This is a genomic window from Oscillospiraceae bacterium (genome assembly GCA_015067255.1).
Classification (GTDB): domain Bacteria; phylum Bacillota; class Clostridia; order Oscillospirales; family SIG519; genus SIG519.
Genome location: SVMS01000001.1, coordinates 143,416 through 159,830, shown reverse-complemented (window position 1 = coordinate 159,830; position 16,415 = coordinate 143,416). Strand labels below are relative to the sequence as shown.

The 16,415-nt window shown below is 38.6% G+C and carries 13 protein-coding genes and 1 pseudogene; 8 read left to right on the top strand and 6 right to left on the bottom strand.

The window, feature by feature from the left end:
* Nucleotides 1–66 precede the first annotated feature (66 nt).
* From E7480_00665 to E7480_00635, 7 genes and pseudogenes are all read left to right on the top strand, one after another.
* Nucleotides 67–114, top strand: a pseudogene (locus tag E7480_00665) (hypothetical protein).
* A 732-nt stretch (nucleotides 115–846) separates the two neighbouring features.
* Nucleotides 847–1,386 carry a signal peptidase I gene (gene lepB, locus E7480_00660; protein ID MBE6903106.1) on the top strand — a complete coding sequence of 180 codons (540 nt, stop codon included), beginning with the start codon at nucleotides 847–849 and terminating at the stop codon, nucleotides 1,384–1,386.
* A 24-nt stretch (nucleotides 1,387–1,410) separates the two neighbouring features.
* Nucleotides 1,411–5,046: a Cna B-type domain-containing protein gene (locus tag E7480_00655; protein MBE6903105.1), complete on the top strand. Its 3,636-nt coding sequence runs from the start codon at nucleotides 1,411–1,413 to the stop codon at nucleotides 5,044–5,046.
* 48 nt (nucleotides 5,047–5,094) lie between these two features.
* Nucleotides 5,095–6,834, top strand: coding sequence for an isopeptide-forming domain-containing fimbrial protein (locus E7480_00650; protein ID MBE6903104.1), 1,740 nt, complete (start codon nucleotides 5,095–5,097; stop codon nucleotides 6,832–6,834).
* A gap of 101 nt (nucleotides 6,835–6,935) precedes the next feature.
* Entirely contained in the window at nucleotides 6,936–7,796 is an 861-nt protein-coding gene (locus tag E7480_00645; GenBank protein MBE6903103.1) for a class C sortase, read from the top strand.
* A complete protein-coding gene (locus E7480_00640) occupies nucleotides 7,768–8,655 on the top strand; it encodes a Cna B-type domain-containing protein (GenBank protein ID MBE6903102.1) in 888 nt (295 codons plus the stop codon). The genes E7480_00645 and E7480_00640 overlap by 29 nt, the downstream gene beginning before the upstream one ends.
* Nucleotides 8,639–9,199 (top strand): sortase, encoded by a 561-nt coding sequence (locus tag E7480_00635; GenBank protein MBE6903101.1) that lies wholly within the window; start codon nucleotides 8,639–8,641, stop codon nucleotides 9,197–9,199. Before E7480_00640 ends, E7480_00635 begins: the two co-directional genes overlap by 17 nt.
* 57 nt (nucleotides 9,200–9,256) lie before the next feature.
* On the opposite strand, the gene E7480_00630 is transcribed toward E7480_00635, so the two are convergent.
* From E7480_00630 to rsmD, 4 genes are read right to left on the bottom strand one after another with little or no spacing between them, the layout of a single operon-like run.
* Nucleotides 9,257–10,465, bottom strand: coding sequence for a mannitol dehydrogenase (locus E7480_00630; protein MBE6903100.1), 1,209 nt, complete (start codon nucleotides 10,463–10,465; stop codon nucleotides 9,257–9,259).
* A gap of 45 nt (nucleotides 10,466–10,510) precedes the next feature.
* Nucleotides 10,511–10,960 carry a hypothetical protein gene (locus tag E7480_00625; protein ID MBE6903099.1) on the bottom strand — a complete coding sequence of 150 codons (450 nt, stop codon included), beginning with the start codon at nucleotides 10,958–10,960 and terminating at the stop codon, nucleotides 10,511–10,513.
* The gene (gene coaD, locus E7480_00620) at nucleotides 10,960–11,460 is read right to left on the bottom strand and encodes a pantetheine-phosphate adenylyltransferase (GenBank protein ID MBE6903098.1); all 501 of its coding nucleotides are present in this window, start codon (nucleotides 11,458–11,460) and stop codon (nucleotides 10,960–10,962) included. Before coaD ends, E7480_00625 begins: the two co-directional genes overlap by 1 nt.
* Nucleotides 11,435–12,016 (bottom strand): 16S rRNA (guanine(966)-N(2))-methyltransferase RsmD, encoded by a 582-nt coding sequence (gene rsmD, locus E7480_00615; protein MBE6903097.1) that lies wholly within the window; start codon nucleotides 12,014–12,016, stop codon nucleotides 11,435–11,437. Before rsmD ends, coaD begins: the two co-directional genes overlap by 26 nt.
* Before the next feature lie 192 nt (nucleotides 12,017–12,208).
* Between rsmD and E7480_00610 the strand changes: the two genes are divergently transcribed.
* Nucleotides 12,209–14,914 carry a hypothetical protein gene (locus tag E7480_00610; protein ID MBE6903096.1) on the top strand — a complete coding sequence of 902 codons (2,706 nt, stop codon included), beginning with the start codon at nucleotides 12,209–12,211 and terminating at the stop codon, nucleotides 14,912–14,914.
* Between the two features lie 160 nt (nucleotides 14,915–15,074).
* On the opposite strand, the gene E7480_00605 is transcribed toward E7480_00610, so the two are convergent.
* Both E7480_00605 and E7480_00600 read right to left on the bottom strand, forming a co-directional pair.
* Nucleotides 15,075–15,527, bottom strand: coding sequence for a hypothetical protein (locus tag E7480_00605; protein MBE6903095.1), 453 nt, complete (start codon nucleotides 15,525–15,527; stop codon nucleotides 15,075–15,077).
* Nucleotides 15,528–15,858: 331 nt separating this feature from the next.
* Nucleotides 15,859–16,284 carry a hypothetical protein gene (locus E7480_00600; GenBank protein ID MBE6903094.1) on the bottom strand — a complete coding sequence of 142 codons (426 nt, stop codon included), beginning with the start codon at nucleotides 16,282–16,284 and terminating at the stop codon, nucleotides 15,859–15,861.
* Nucleotides 16,285–16,415: the final 131 nt, after the last annotated feature.

The following is a 16,415-nucleotide window of genomic DNA, read 5'->3' as shown; positions in this document are numbered from 1 at the left end:
TATTTTTTTCATTACTTCTTACTATAAATACTATATATTATGCATAATACTAGCCAAAATTAGGCCTGCGGCAGCGGTAAAAAATATAAGAAGTGTTGTGGACAAGATGAATAAAATACAACAAATTAAGGGGATGTAAAAAAGCACAGAACGCATAAAACAAGTAAATAAAAGAACATATAATATGTTTTTTAAAAGTAAAGAGCAAAAATTAATAGAAAAATATCTTTTTGATAGTTCTTTCAAGAAATATACGTTTTATGCTATCTGCCAATTTCGCCCTCGACGTACCTCTGTACGCCAAGTAGGGTAGAGTAAATAATTCGAACACGCCTCAAAGCGTAATCTTTCGGTTCTTTTTACCCAATTTATTCTTGCAAGGCACGAGCCTTGCTTCGCCTAAATTTATCAAAAATCCCTCGAAATCTTTTCACTTTGAGGTCGAAGATTTTAAAAAGAGAGGATTTTTGTTCGTATAAGGCATAAAACGGAGTTAATCCTTAATGGATTAACGAGTATTTTAACACAGTACGGGCGAAAATCCGCCTTTTTAAAACGTATTCGGATTATTCGCTCTACCCTAAACCGCCGACAAGGCTTTGCCGGCGCGAAATTGACAGATTCTGCTTGATTTTCCTATCCCCCAAAAAAGGGACTGTAAAAAACGAAAAAGTTTTTTACAGCCTCTTTTTGTTTAGATAACTGCCGAAAAAAACTTGATATTATTCGAATTATATGATATTATGAAATGTGGGACATTAGCATTTTTTTATAAAAAACTTAAAAAACAAACTTATTACAGGATATTAAAGATATTATCTGTATTTTTGTTTTTAGGAGAAAATTATGGGTAAGCATTCAGCACCGAGACAGAACTTTTTTAAAAGTCAGGTTTTTAAAAAAGCATTAACAATTGTTCTCACAGTTATTGTCACTGCTTCTCTTTTGCTCAATTTATTTACTTTTATTATGCCTGTTGTAAAATATTACGGAAACAGTATGTCGCCAACACTTAAAGACGGACAGATTTTAATTGTAAACAAGATGGCAAAAATTGAAAACGGCGATATCATAGCTTTTTATTATAATAATAAAGTAATTGTGCGCAGAGTTATTGCTTCGGGAAACGATCAGGTTACCATTGATGTTTTCGGAACTGTATCAATAAACGGTAAAGAGCTTGAAGAAAACTATATTGAGAATAAAACTTTAGGACAAAGTAATCTTAATTTCCCTTATAACGTGCCTGCAAATTCATATTTTGTTTTAGGAGATAACCGTGATGTTGCTATGGATAGCAGACTTTCGGAAATTGGCACAGTAACTAAAGACAGACTTTTGGGAAAAGTGATATTCTCATTAAAGCCTTTTGGCGATGTAAAATAAAATCCAACAAAGAGATGGCTTGTAATGGATGCTTTTAAAAGCAACAAATTACAATTGAATATCAGAAACATTTTGTTCTATACAGTATGTACGCTTTTCTGTGTTGCCTCCTGTGTGTTTTTGTTTTTTCTCAGCGTTACTCACGCGGTGGCTTTAGAACAGGAAATCCGTTGCGGAATAGAGGAGCATACTCACACAGACTCTTGCTATAACGGAGATTTTCTTACTTGCGACAAAACGGCGCACACTCATGACGGTAACTGTTATATCGTTCTTTTAAAGGAAAATGACATTAACGAAATTCTTACCTTGATTGGTGACAATGATGACCATTCTCTTGAAAATGTCATTACGGATACTATGTCTACGGCTTTAACCTTTAATTCCAACATAAACAGTCCAAATTCTGATACGAATAATGAGGTGCCGCTTACCCGTGATACGGTAGAGGAACTTAATAATACAATTTCCGATGAAGAAAATTTACCCGATATCGTTCTCAATGAAAACATTAACAGCGTTCAGATGCTTGCGGTAGGTAATCAGAATCAAAATACAGCGCAAACTTTTGCTGTCGATATCGGAGGAAAACCTGCCACAAGCGGAATGGTTGCCAATGTTTATGTTTATATCGACGGCGCGTGGAAATTCATTGGTACAACCGATATTACAAGAAGCGGAAGCGGTTCAAACTATTCGGTTCACGTTGCTACAGACGGACTTTTATCTCTCGTAAACGAGGCTCTTGATACTGATTACACTTATCAATCCTTTGATATTTCGGCTTCAAGGTATCAGTCATCAAGTTTTACTAAATATACTCTTGATGACCAGAGCACAACTATCGCAACAAGACAGAGTAACAGCAACTCTTCAAAGGTAAGATATATCCGTCTTGTTCCAAAGGGGACTAATTCGGCAACCAGTACAGCCTTTAATTTTTATACTGTATCATATTATTATCCGGACGGAAGTTCAAATCAGAAAATTCTTCGCGCAGGCTCAGAAGTAACCATTCCCGAGGGAAATTATCAATGGTCTGACGGAAGAAATACATATACGGCAGGAGATACTGTTACTGTAAATTCAAAAACCACTTTAACTGCAACACCTTTCTATACCGTTACTTATCAGTATCTTAACGGTACTGTAAGAGAAGAAGTCGTTTTGTCGGGAACTTCAATCAGGCTTCCTTCGGGAAATGCCGATTGGCAAGGCAACGGAAATATATATGAAGCGGGTGCATCCGTTGTTATTTCTAAGGATACAGTCTTTATGGAAATGCCCCCTTACATAAGAGTAAATTATAACGTTGCATTCCCGGATGTAAACGGAGTAACTGTTTCCACAAAGCCGACTGTTGCGGGACTTTCCGTAACAACTGTTAGCGATGGCTTTGCAGAGGGCATCTCAGCGGTAATAAGGAACGTTTCTCAGCAAAGTGTTTCGGGCAAGGTTTCAAACAACTCAACAGGTCTTTCCCGTGTAATTCAGTTCAGAGGCTGGAGAATTCAGAATACAGATATCATTTTACAGCCCAATACAACTCTTGTATGGGATGAATTAATGCAATATGCCACAGATTCAACCATTAATCTGACAGCTATATGGGAATACAACGCTTTGCAGACAGCTAGCTTCTTTATTCGTTTTGACTCAGTGGCGGTAGATACCGAGGGAAATATTACAGGACAGGACTCCAATAAATATACAAAAGAGATTTTTGCAGCCTATGTTGGCGGAGTTGATACCTCTCTCGGCACAGGCACTCTCCAGAACAGATACGGGATTGCCGACACAACCGCGGACAACTCTTACGGCGCCGACCAAAAAATCAGAGCGCTGTACGGTGAAAGAACTGACGGAGTATGGCTAAGCGCCTTCCCAAGCGATGAATTCGTTTTCTCAAGTCTTGTTCAGTACGCAAATACGGGCTACCTTTCTGTTGACGGTGTTCCTGTAAAAGCAGAGGACCTCAACGATAGAGAGTATGCAATTCGCTGGTACGTATTCAAATCGCAGGATGATGCGTGGCATATTGACGGCAAGCTTGTTAAAAAGGAAGGTCTTATACACGTTTATAAGACCTTTGCAGGTAACAAAGAGCTTATAACCGAAGCTAAATCTGATTTCTATATTGATGCAACCGACGTTTCAACAGGAGTAAATACTGTTTTAAATCTTAGCAATGCTACCTCTTACAACTCTGCTACTGATACTTATATGTGGGAGATTACCAACGTCGATTACGGCGAGCTGTGGACAATTACCGAGCATCCCCACTTATTCAGTGACCCCAGCGTTGAATTCAGCGTTTATTCAGAATATACCGTTGTAGATGCCCACGAAAATCAGTCAATAACAGGAAGCGGCACATCGCTGACAGTCCGCGGTATGACCTACGCTCTTGATGAAGGTACCGATGAGGTGCTTCGTGCGGAATTTACAAATATTTATAACAAGAGTAACTCCATTATCATTAAAAAGCAAGATGCTTTGACAGGAGTATCTATCGGCGGCGCTACATTCAGACTTGTACAAAACGGAAAACCGTTGAAATTCAGCTATGACAGCCAAAGCGACAGATATATATACGATGAACAAAACGGCACTCATACGGTGCTTAGCGGAACAGCAAACGGTTATTTCGAAATTTCCATTCAGAATTTCAGCTATGATTTCGGAAACATTATTGTTGAAGAGGTTAAAGCGCCTACGGGATATTCACCTATAGGAAATATTGAAATCGGCTACATTGATGACGATAAAACAATCGGTATTATCGGCGGTAACAGTCAGATGATTAAGTATGTCAACGGCATACTTATTGTGGGAAACAGTACCGACTCTATGTCGGTAACCGCTAAAAAGCTGTGGGACTGTCCCGAAAACGAATGGCAGCCTGTAACTCTTCAGCTTCTTGCCAACGGCAAGCTTGTTACAACGGTTATAGCAGGTGTTCAGCCTCAGGTGGTACTCAGCGCAGATAATAATTGGCAACATACCTGGAGCAATTTGCCCGTCTATGTAAACGGTGTTAAGATTGAATGGTCTATCAAAGAAACGGTAATCGGCACAGAACATACAAAGGCAGACGGTTCATTTGTAAACTGGCTGGCATCCTACGGAATACCTATTCAGTCTACTGATGAAAACGGCAACCCTCACGTTACACTGACCGTTACCAACACCACAAAGCGTGTTATGCTTCGACTTACCAAAACCAATATGAATAAAAGCCTGCAGCTTCAGGGTGCAACCTTCCTTCTTGAAGCGGTGGATGCAAACGGAAATGTAATTTCCTCTGAAATTGCAAAGAATGCTACAACAGGGGAAAACGGAACTCTTATTTTTGATAATCTGAAATGCGACATCCGTTACAGGCTTACTGAACAGCAATCCCCCGAAGGCTACCTTGAACTTTCCGAATATATATATTTTACCATTCACGAAAGCGGCGCAGTTACCGTTGAAGAAAGCTATTATGCACAGGCAAGCGGTACAGCCTACAACATTCTCGTCCGAAACGCCGAGGCAATTCCCTTACCTGAATCGGGCGGCATTGGAATTGATATGTTTTATGCATTTGGTTTAATGCTAATTGTATTATCCTTTTGCATTTACATATATTACCTCTGTAAAAGGAGGTGCCAAAATTAGAAAGTGCTTTCAAAAAATAAAAATATTAAAAGAAAGGAAGAAAAACAAATGAAAGCAATGAAAAAAATCTTAGCAACAACCCTTTGCCTCTGTATGATTTTAAGCTGTGTATCAATGATAGCTTTTGCAGCAGGCGAAAACGAAGGCAGTATTTCTATCGTAAATCCTACCAACTCCGAAGCTACAGTGGCAGGAAAAACCTTCAGCGTTTACAGAATTTTCTACGCTACAACAGCCGATGCAAGTATTGCATATTCCTGGTATGCAGACCCCAAAACTCCCGTAGTTAACCCCTTCTATGAGTTCTTTGCAACTGTAGAGGATGCTAACGGAGACCCCTTGGTAACAGCAGGAAAAGCTCCTGCAGAGTATGACAACATTCAGAAAGTTGTAGATTACATCAATGAAAATCACAACTCAAACTATGCACTTTCTATTTTTGCAGAGCAAATCCACGACTATATAGCTGCAAACACTGCTAAATTCAGCGATGTTGTTATCAGCAAGAGTGCAGCAATAGGTGAGACCAGCGTAACCTTTGATAGCCTTCCCTTTGGTTATTATCTTGTATATGATGATACCGATTTCGGTACTTCAGGAACAAGTATGGTTCGTTCCGCTGTTATGGTTGATACAGTAGATACCGATATTTCCATTACTTTAAAGGCAAACCGTCCTGAACTTGCAAAACAGGTTCTTGAAAATAACGGCAGCTACGGTGAAGCTACCTCTTCGGAAATCGGCGAAACAGTAACCTTCAAAGTTACAACTCACGTTCCCAGCCATGAGTATTACAAGACAAAGTACAACTACTACATCACTGATGAGCTTCCTGCAGGTCTTTCCTTAAACACAGATTCTATTGAAGTTTCAATCGAAGGCGTTGCAGATGCTGATATCGAAGATTATTGCACAATAGAATCAAATGAAGCAGACAATTCATTTAGCGTTACAATGAAGCAAACAGCTATGATTGGCGCAGATAAGCTTGCTACAAACACAGAAATTGTAGTTACATATACTGCTGATGTTACCGAAGAAATCTCTCTTGGACGTACTGTAAATACAGCAACACTTCACTATTCAAACGACCCCAATGAGCCTGACAAAGAAGGTAGCACAACAGACGATGCGTCTGTATATACATATATGTTTGTATTGACTAAGTTTGCTATCGACGAAACTAATGCAGTTTCTGCAACAGACCGTCTTGCAGGCGCAAAATTCCAGATTTACAGCGTTGACGAAAACGGTGTTGAAACTCTGTTGAAGTTTATTGAAACTCCCAACCCCTTTGTTTCGGGAAAGGTTATGTATATTCTTGATCCCAGCAATACAGTTGGCGCAATTGATGAGATACAGGTACTTGACGGAGAAGCTATTCCCAATCCTGTAAGAAATGCTGACTACTACGGCGGCGGTCTTGGTGATATCACAATCTTCGGTTTGAAAGAAGGAACATACAAAATTGTGGAGACTGTAGCTCCCGCAGGCTTTGTTCTTCCTACAAATGGTTTTGAAATTACAATTTCCGATACTATTGATGCTAACGGCAACATTTCTATTTTAAATGCAACAGTAGGCGCACATACAGGTGACGGCGCAATCGGTAAGTTCGGCGGAGAAACAACTACCTTCCTTGCCTGGATGGATATCGGTAACAGAGCAGGTTCTGTTCTTCCCGAAACAGGTGGTATGGGTACAACCATCTTCACCGTTTTAGGTATTATTTTGATGGCAGGTGCCGTAGCTTTTTTTACTTCAAGAAAAAGAAGTAGTGTGGCATAAAAGAAATAACTCTTTTTGACGGAGCGACTTATTTCTTCAGCCACCCCGCGCAAAGCTATTTCTTTTTCTAAACACAAATTTTTGAAAGGAGGGAAAGACCTATGAAAAAGCATATACCTACAATTATAGTGGTGTTTATTTTTCTATGCGGTCTTTCCCTCTTTCTTTATCCCACCGTCAGCGATTTATATAATCAATATCTCAATCGAAAGCTTATAGGAGATTACAGCAAAACCTTTGAAAATACCACTCCCGAGCAGTTTAACAAGGCTATGAGTGATGCGGTTTCTTATAATGAAAATAAGTCAGATCCCGACAAACTGCAAAAGCTTGGTTTAACATATGAAAACGTTCTAAATGCCGCAGGAAACGGCGTAATGGGATATATTGAAATACCTAAAATAAGCGCATCTCTTGTTATTTATCATTCAATTGATGAGAGCGTGCTTCAAAAAGGCATCGGACACGTGCCCGAAAGCCATCTGCCTATCGGAGGAAAAAGCACGCATTGTGTTCTTGCGGGGCACACAGGCTTACCTTCAGCTAAATTACTTACAAATATCGACCACCTTAAAATAGGTGACCGATTTTATATTCATGTGTTAAACGAGGTTCTTGAGTACAAAATAGATGATATATCCGTTGTTTTGCCCGAAGAGGTATCACGCCTCAATGTAATCAGCGGTAAGGAATGCGTGACGCTTGTTACCTGCACACCCTACGGTGTTAACTCTCACCGTCTTTTAGTGCGTGGCGTTCGGGTTGACGGCGTTGACCTCTCTGCAAGAGAAGACGGAATTATCAATGAACTGCTGAATATTGATTTGAAATATCTGATGACGTTTTCTCTTATCGGATTATTTATAATATTTATTGCTGTTAAAAAGTTAAAAAGTATCCGCAAAATGAAAAGAAATACAGAAGAAAAAGGAGATGAGCAAACAGATGAAAACGATAATTAAAAATATATTTATTGCTGTATTGCTTATAAGCCTTACTCTTCCTTGCTTAGCGGCAGCAGAAAGCGGTAAAATAACGGTTACGTTGGAAGACAAAGATAAAAATAAAATAAACGGACTGGAAGTATATTTTTGTCAGATTGCAGAGCTGAATAGCACGGGATATCATCTCACAAACGCTTTTGAAAATTCGGGAATATCCATTTCGGGAATTGTCAACACTCCCAATGAAATGACGGCGAAAACTATTGCTGACTATATAAAGAGTAATAATGTCAGCGCAAAATCTGTAATTTCGGAAAACGGAAAGGCAGTAGTATCTGATTTAAATTTAGGCATCTGGATTGTATACCCTCAGGAAAACAGTAAATATACTTTTAATCCTTATATTGTATTTCTTCCCTTTGAGTCAAACGGCAAGCTGTATTATGAGATCTCTTCTTCTCCAAAAGTTGAGGACAGCAATCTTAATGAAATGAATATCTACGTTGTGAAAAAGTGGGATGACAGAAATAACGCATCAAAAAAACGCCCCGACTCAGTAACAGTTGAGCTTTTAGAAAATGACACCGTAGTAACCGAAGCAGTTTTAAGCGAAGCAAACGGCTGGACACACACATTTACAAAGCTTTCAAAAAACGGCAATTATTCTGTAAGAGAAAAAGCGGTTGCCGACTACAAAGCAAGCTACAGCGGGGACTTTCAAAACGGCTTTATAGTAACCAATACCTATGTAGGAGAAAAGCTTCCGCAAACAGGTCAATACTGGTGGCCGATTGTTATTATTGCTATTGCGGGTATCGGATTTGTTTTACTGGGAATTTTCGAGCTTGGAGCAAAGAAAAATGGCAAAAAGAAATAGCAGTATAATTCTTTTGCTGATTGGCTGTATTTTGCTTTTGATTGCAGGCGGATGGTATATCTATAATATCCTTGAGGATAAAAATGCAGGCAAGCAGGCGGAAAAAATTTTAAGTCAATTAGATAATGCTCAGAATAGTATAAATAAAGATAGCGCCCCTGTAATAACAGTAGGCGGCGATGCTTTTTGCGGAAAAGTAACCATTGAAAAGCTTGGGGTTGAGCTTCCCGTATATGATGAGTGGGACTATAACCGTCTTGAAACTGCCCCCTGCCGTTATACAGGCAGTATCGAAACTAACGACCTTATTATAGCGGCACACAATTATAAAAGCCATTTCGGCTCACTTGATAAGCTTCAAAACGGCGATGAAATTATATTTACAGATGCTTACGGTACAGCACATAGCTACGAGGTTTGTGAGCTTATACTTTTAGATAAAACGGCTGTTTCTGATATGCAGTCTGGCGGATGGGACTTTACACTGTTCACCTGTACAAAAAATCTCGAATATCGTGTAACTGTCAGATGTATTAAAAAATAATTTATTGCATAAAAAACGGTGTAGCCTCTGATTGAGGTTACACCGTTCTCTGTTTAATTAGCAGCCTTTTAATCTTTCGCTTTCGAAAACAAAATCGTCGAAGCCTTTTGTTTTAAGCATTTCGTAATTTTTCTCTACCATTGAAACTATTGTTTCATCTGTGATTTCGCTGTATTTCTCCAAAGCTTTTCTTACGCCGTTTTCTCTTGTGAAAGCGGCAACCTCTTTTGCAGCCTCGTCAGCTTCCGGCTCGAAGAGAAGACCTGCAGCAAGTCCTAAAGCAATATATACGGGCTTAATACCGTTTTTAGCGCATAGCTTTGCAGCGCCTGCCATTCTGTCATTGGTGGAAAGCTTTCTGATTGTATCTTTTCCGACTCTTTCGATTGTATCGCCTAAAAGTACGTTTTCAAAACGGCCCAAAAGGTCGTATGCGTGCTGAATAAGAGGAATGATATCAACCTTATGCTCTATGCTCAAAGCGGTAGCAGACTCTATAAGAGCGCCTAAAGCAAAGAATTTAATTGCCATATTGTTCTGAGCTTCATATATGAATTTATAATCTTTAAGATATCCTAAATATGCGCTGAGAGCGTGGCTCATATTGTGCATATAAAGTTTTCTCTGAATAAACAGCTCAAAGGGAGCAAAGGGAAGCATATTTTTTATGTCGGGGATTTCGCCCTTGAAGGCTTCTTTGTCAACAGGTAATGTGCAGAATTCTTCAACACAAACGGAAAGAGGATTTTTCTCTGCAATCTCCTTGGGAGTAGCAGGTACCATTCTGCCGATAGAAGCTTCTACAAGACCTATTTTCTCGTTGAAGAATTTGTTTTCTTCATCGGTAAGCTCTTTTGAAATAAGCTCTCTCAAGTATTTATCTGCACCGATTTTGTTTTCGCAGATAATTATATTAAGCTCTGTGGGGTTTTCAAGCATTCTTGCTTTAATTCCTGCTGCTATGGGTTTTACTATGTAGGGTAAAATATTTACGCCGACTGCTGTTGCCATAACGTCTGCAGTAGCAATTTCCTTTGCTACGTTTTCGATAACCTTTCCGTTTACTGCACGGGCATTGGTTACTGTAAACTCTTCATATTCTCCGTTTTTTGTAATAAAAATAGGATAGCTTTTATCGGTGTTGAGCTTGTTAACAACAACCTCGTTTATATCAATAAAAACTGTTTCCATTTGACTCATGCAGAAAAGCTGGCCCATAAAGCCTCTTCCTATATTTCCTGCACCGTACATAACTGCCTTTTTCATTTGCTTTTATATCCTTTCGTTAGTCCTTTTGGACTATAATTAACTTTATTCGTTTTCACCGTTTACAGCACGTCTTGCCTGTTTAACGGCAAGAATATTGTTTTCCATAATTGTTTCTGTTTTCTTCAAAGCGGCGTTGACATAGTCAATTGCAGCCTTGCGAAGCTTAGCGGCTTCTTCGTTTGCGTTTTTAAGAATTTCTTCGGAACGGATTTTTGCATCAATAACTATCTGCTGCTCGTTAAGAAGAGCCTCACGCTTTATTGAAGCGTTGCGGATAGTATGCTGAGCATCATTTTTTGCCTTTTCAAGTATGCGCTCACGCTCATCAAGAACGGATTTAGCCTTTTTGATTTCAGCAGGGAATTCAAGGCGAAGCTTTTCCATCTTCTCCTTTATCATTTCACCGTCAACAAGAGTTTTGCCGCCTATGGGGAAAGTCCACGCTTCCTCTAACATTTCATCAATTTCATCAATAACATCTAAAAAAGCCATTAAAAATCCTCCCTTTTAATTTCTTTTTCTAATATTCTTTGTTTAACCTCGTCCGCAATTATCTCCGGAATAAACGGACGGATATCACCGTTAAAACGGCATATATCCTTAACGTTTGAAGAGCTTACGCAGATAAGCTCGGGACGGGAAAGCAAAAACACAGTTTCGATTTTTGAATTGAGAGCCTTGTTTATCTCCGCCATCTGAAGCTCATACTCAAAATCTCTGATATTTCGGATTCCTTTTATAAGCACATTGGAATTTTCACGCTCAAGAAGCTCGACCAAAAGACCGTCAAAGCAGATAACCTCGCAGTTATCGGAAATTCCCGCCTTGATTATAAGCTGTTTTCTCTCCTCAGGTGAAAAAATCGTATTTTTATGTGAGTTGTTTGCAATAGCTATTATAACTCTGTCAAACATTTTGCTGGCTCTGCCTATAATGTCCATATGCCCTTTTGTAACAGGGTCAAAGCTACCGGGACAGATTGCTGTTCTCATCTGTTTCCTCCATCATATTACGAAAGATTACTACGGTAGTATTACCGTGTCGGTATTCTTTTTTTGAAAATTTTTCAAAAATATCTGGAAATATCATTTTATCTGAAGCTTCGCAGACAATTTTTGCATCGTCGGAAAGCATATCGCCCTCAATTAACATTCTGAGCGTTTTTTCATACAAATCAGATTTGTAAGGAGGGTCAAGAAAAACTATGTCGTAGGGCGCAAAGGAAGAAATTCTTGAAGCGTTTTTCAAAATATCTCCCGACAAAACAGTACAAAGCTTTTCAAAGCCTGTTTTTTTAATGTTTGAATGAATTACCTTAAGCGCATTTGAATCGCACTCTGTAAGTACTGCTTTTTTTGCGCCTCTGCTCAAGGCTTCCAGAGAAAGCTGACCGCTTCCTGCAAAAGCATCTAAAACGCAGGCATCTTCGATTTCAAACTGAAGCGCTGAAAAAACTGCCTCTTTTACTCTCTGAGAGGTGGGACGGGTAGTTTCTCCCTTAGGAGCATCAAGCCATATCCCTTTTTTGCTTCCGGTAATAATTTTCATATTTACACCACAAAAAACAATTATATTACTAATTTTATATTATACTACCTTTGATGCGGAAAATCAATACTTTATATATGTTTTTTAAAATTAACTTTTGATAATAAAAAAATAACAATTGTTTATTGACATAGCTTTTTTTTCAAGTATAATTAGGGTAATAAGTATATTTTTCGCAAGAGAGGTATTGTTATGAAAAAAGAATTTAGCGTTGTATCCCATACCCATTGGGACAGAGAATGGTATATGTCATTGGAGAAAATGAGATTTCGTCTTGTCGATTTGATTGACAGGTGTCTTGTTACTCTTTCAAAATATCCTCAGTATATTTTCCATCTTGATGCGCAGACCATAGTTTTAGAGGACTATCTTACAGTACGTCCCGGAAAGCGCGGAGAGCTTGAGCAATACATAAAACAAGGAAGGCTGATAGTCGGCCCCTGGTATCTTCAGAATGACTTTTATCTTACAAGCGGTGAAGCTACTGTAAGAAATCTTTTGGAGGGTGAAAAAATAGCGGAGGAGTTTGGCGCTTGCGCTAAGGTCGGCTACGTTCCCGACCAGTTCGGAAACATTTCTCAGCTTCCTCAGATTTTGAATAATTTCGGAATTGACAATACGATTTTCGGAAGAGGAAATTCATATTATACTAAAAACGAACAGGGTCAGATTAGCCGTGTTCCTCAGAAAAGTGAATTTATCTGGGAAGGCGCTGACGGAAGTAAGCTTCTTGGCGTATATATGATGTATTGGTATAACAATGCTCAGCGTTTTTCCGAAAATCTTGATACTGCCAAGCTGTTGATTGATGTTATTGACAAATCGTTTGAAGGCGTTGCTCTTACTCCGTATATCCTCTGTATGAACGGTGTTGACCATTTGGAAGCTCAGGATAATCTGCTTCCAATTTTGGAAAAGCTTAATGCTAACCTTGAAGAAGGCAGAAAAGTTAAGCAAGTTACAATGAAGGAATACATCGAGAAGATAAAGAGCTATATAGAGCAGAACAATATACAGCCTGATGTATACAAGGGCGAAATGCGCCACGGACATACTTGGGAGATTTTAAAGGGAACCTTATCTTCAAGAATTTATTTGAAAAAGGCAAACGTTATTGCTCAGAATATGATGGAAACTATGCTTGAGCCTGTCTACAGCTTCCTTGAAGAAAACGGAGCAAAGGGCGCTTATTGTAAAGACCATCTTAATTTCGTGTGGAAAGAGATTATGAAAAACCATCCTCACGACTCTATCTGCGGTTGCAGCCGTGATGAGCTCCATAAACATATGGAGGATAATTTTGAGCGTATTGACGATATGCAAAACGACCTTCTCAACAGAGGCCTTGTAATTGCTGCGGAACATTCTAAGGCAGTTAAAACGGGTAATAAGGACGACTACGCTATAGTAGGAGTAAACACTCTTGAAAAAGAGTTTAACGGCGTAGTTAAGGTTGTTTTAGATATTCGTGCTGACGATAATTACGAAAGCATTGAAATTTTTGATTTGGATAATAAGCCTGTGGATTTTGCCGTTATTTCCAAAAACAGAATAATAAAAGACGTATTTACTCCCATAAATCTTCCCGGCTGTGTTGATGTTGACAGATTTGAGCTTTACCTCTATGAAACCAATATAAATCCCTTTGCGATAAAGAGCTACACAGTTAAGAAATCCAATAAGCCTTACAAATGCGTAAAAGAAATTGAAAACGCAGACAAGGTTATGGAAAATGAATATCTTAAAGTTAAAGTAAATGCAGACGGCAAAGTGGATATATTTGACAAGGTAAACGGTTTTGCCTTTGAAAATGCAATAGATATCGAAGAAACAACAGACAGAGGCGACTCTTACATTTACGGCCCCAGCGATGACAGAGCTATATACGGTTCTGAATTTGATGCTGAAACTTCTGTAAAAGAAAACAACGAATACGTACAGGCAATAAGCATAAAGCGTACTATAAAGGTGCCTGCAGAATATGATTTCAGTAAGCTTGAAAGGTCTAAGGAAACAGTTGACTGTGATATGGAGCTTATTCTTTCGTTGAAAAAGGCAAGCAAAACAGTAGAGATTGACTATGTTCTTGAAAACAGAGCCAAGGACCACAGAATAAGATTGCTTGTAAATACAGGTATAAAATCTCTTGTAAGCACTTCTGATATTCCCTTTGACATTGTTCATAAGGAACAGGAGAGCAACGATTATATATATCAGCTTTCAAAAGAAAATGCCAATACATCCTTTGCTCTTTTGGAAAATGAGGGCAAGGGCCTTGCAGTGTTTAATTTGGGAAATCACGATTATGAGCATGTGGGCAATTCTCTTGCATTTACTCTTGTTCGTTCCACAGGCGTTATAAACCGTGATTTGAGCGATTATCAGTTCAAAAGCGGCGAAGTATGGACCTGCCCCGGAAATCAGTGCATAAGAACTCTTACAGGCCGTTTGGGAATTTATTCATATTCGGGGAATTATATTTCTGCAGATGTATTCGGAGCCTCAAAACGCTTCAGAACACCCGCTATATTTACAACCTCTCCTGTTGATGTTAAAAAGTTCAGCTGCGGAAGAAGCGCCGTACAGGACAGCAATCTTACAGAAACCTTCTACTTGCCCGATCCTTACGAAAAGGTTGTTATTGAGGATAATAAACAAATATTTAAGCTTGACGGAGAAGGCATTTATGTAACTGCAATCAAGCAGGCACAGAGAAACGGCTCAACAGTTTTAAGACTCATTAACTTAAATGAAGAGGATAAGCAGGCAAGCCTTGAATACACAGGAAATATTTACGCTTCGGATATGGCGGAAAGAGGCTATAAGCTCTTAGGCGAAGAAAAAGTAACACTTTCTTTCAGAAAGAAAGAAATCAAAACACTTATTTTGGAAAAATAATAAAGGAAAGGAAGCACGAGATTTTCGTGCTTCCTTTTAATCTTGTCTTATACAATAACAAGCAGAGCATTTGAACGCCAAATACCACTTGTTATAAGAATCTAAAACCCTTAACATAGCAGCCGATTGCAACCTGTGTTGCTATTAGCAAAGAGGAAAATTAAAGTTCGATTTTAGAGGCGTATTCTTCGAGCAAACGATTAATCTCTTCCTCATTTTCATAGAATACATCATCGTACTGTTTCAAAATCTCCTCTGCTTTTCCGTCCTCCTCTTTTTCTTCTAATGACAAATATGTTCCATATGCCCTATTCAAATTATTTTTCAATTTTTCTGACAAGATTTGCTCCAAAGCGGATATTTCTTTTTTAAAATCACCAGTGTTTTCGAAATTGGCAAAATATTGGTTATGCCCTCCAATACCAGTTTCACTTTTATAAGTCATTAGTTCTTGATAAGGTGATTCAGCTCTTTCCTCAAACCACAAATTCCACATTTTTTTCCATTTTAATAGTTCTTCGGTTAACGGTGGTTTCTTTTTCTTAAAGATATCAAATAAACCCATAAAATCACCTCTTAATTCTATTATAACACAAAATATATCTTCTTTCAATGCAAACAGAAAATCCGCCCGAATTTCTTCGGACGGATAGTTTTACTTTATAAATCTAATTATTTAGATTTTTTAAGTGATATTCCGTCTTCGACGGAGTGATATTTTCGCGTTGCGAAAGTGATATTGCCGTTTTTGCGGCAGTGATATTATATTCGCCGCTAAAACTGCCCGAAGGGCAATATAACTTGCGAAGCAAATATCACTGGCACAGCCAATATCACTCGCCGCAGGCGAATATAACTCAAGGGCATTGCAACAAAAAATCTCGCTTAAAAACGAGATTTTTTTGCTACTGTGGTAATGGATATTAAACGTAAAACGATGCAAACTAAGCAGAAAGCTGCATAGCAAGCTTTTTGATGATTTTGTTGTGGATATTGAAGGGCTGACGCTGAGAATAATTGAGCATAGTTTCTATTACGCTCCATTTTTTACCTTCAAAATACCGCAAACGGATGAGTCTTTGCTCATGGGGGAGAAGAGTGTTGATAAAGTTGTCAATAAGATTTTTTTGAGCTTTTAAGCGCTCTATATCGGCAATAAGCCTTGCCATATCCCTGTCAAACTGGCTGTTGAGCTGCCATATCAAATTAAAAGAAGAATCATACGGGGCTTTGTCCCTGCTTAAATCCTTATTGGAGCAAAGATTGGATTTTTGCATTTTTATTCTTTCAAGCTCGAGAGTTTTAGCTTCTATGCAAAATCTTATTGACTTGTAGCCTTTTAAAAATTCAATAACCTCTTTTTCGGTCATGTTCCCACTTCCTTTTCGAACATATTTTCTAATCAACCATATATTACCATATTGGCCCTTATTTGTCAATGTTTTGCCCCAAAGTATGCATTAAATTGCACACTTGCAAACAAATTCGACATTAAGTGAAA

What these genes read in the sequence shown, in the direction of transcription:
- rsmD (MBE6903097.1), bottom strand. Translation starts at nt 12,016, where the DNA reads ATGAAAATTATTACCGGAAGCAAAAAAGGGATATGGCTTGATGCTCCT.
- E7480_00645 (MBE6903103.1), top strand. Translation starts at nt 6,936, where the DNA reads ATGAAAAAGCATATACCTACAATTATAGTGGTGTTTATTTTTCTATGC.
- coaD (MBE6903098.1), bottom strand. Translation starts at nt 11,460, where the DNA reads ATGAGAACAGCAATCTGTCCCGGTAGCTTTGACCCTGTTACAAAAGGG.
- lepB (MBE6903106.1), top strand. Translation starts at nt 847, where the DNA reads ATGGGTAAGCATTCAGCACCGAGACAGAACTTTTTTAAAAGTCAGGTT.
- E7480_00635 (MBE6903101.1), top strand. Translation starts at nt 8,639, where the DNA reads ATGGCAAAAAGAAATAGCAGTATAATTCTTTTGCTGATTGGCTGTATT.
- E7480_00650 (MBE6903104.1), top strand. Translation starts at nt 5,095, where the DNA reads ATGAAAGCAATGAAAAAAATCTTAGCAACAACCCTTTGCCTCTGTATG.
- E7480_00640 (MBE6903102.1), top strand. Translation starts at nt 7,768, where the DNA reads ATGAGCAAACAGATGAAAACGATAATTAAAAATATATTTATTGCTGTA.
- E7480_00600 (MBE6903094.1), bottom strand. Translation starts at nt 16,284, where the DNA reads ATGACCGAAAAAGAGGTTATTGAATTTTTAAAAGGCTACAAGTCAATA.
- E7480_00610 (MBE6903096.1), top strand. Translation starts at nt 12,209, where the DNA reads ATGAAAAAAGAATTTAGCGTTGTATCCCATACCCATTGGGACAGAGAA.
- E7480_00625 (MBE6903099.1), bottom strand. Translation starts at nt 10,960, where the DNA reads ATGGCTTTTTTAGATGTTATTGATGAAATTGATGAAATGTTAGAGGAA.
- E7480_00630 (MBE6903100.1), bottom strand. Translation starts at nt 10,465, where the DNA reads ATGAAAAAGGCAGTTATGTACGGTGCAGGAAATATAGGAAGAGGCTTT.
- E7480_00655 (MBE6903105.1), top strand. Translation starts at nt 1,411, where the DNA reads ATGGATGCTTTTAAAAGCAACAAATTACAATTGAATATCAGAAACATT.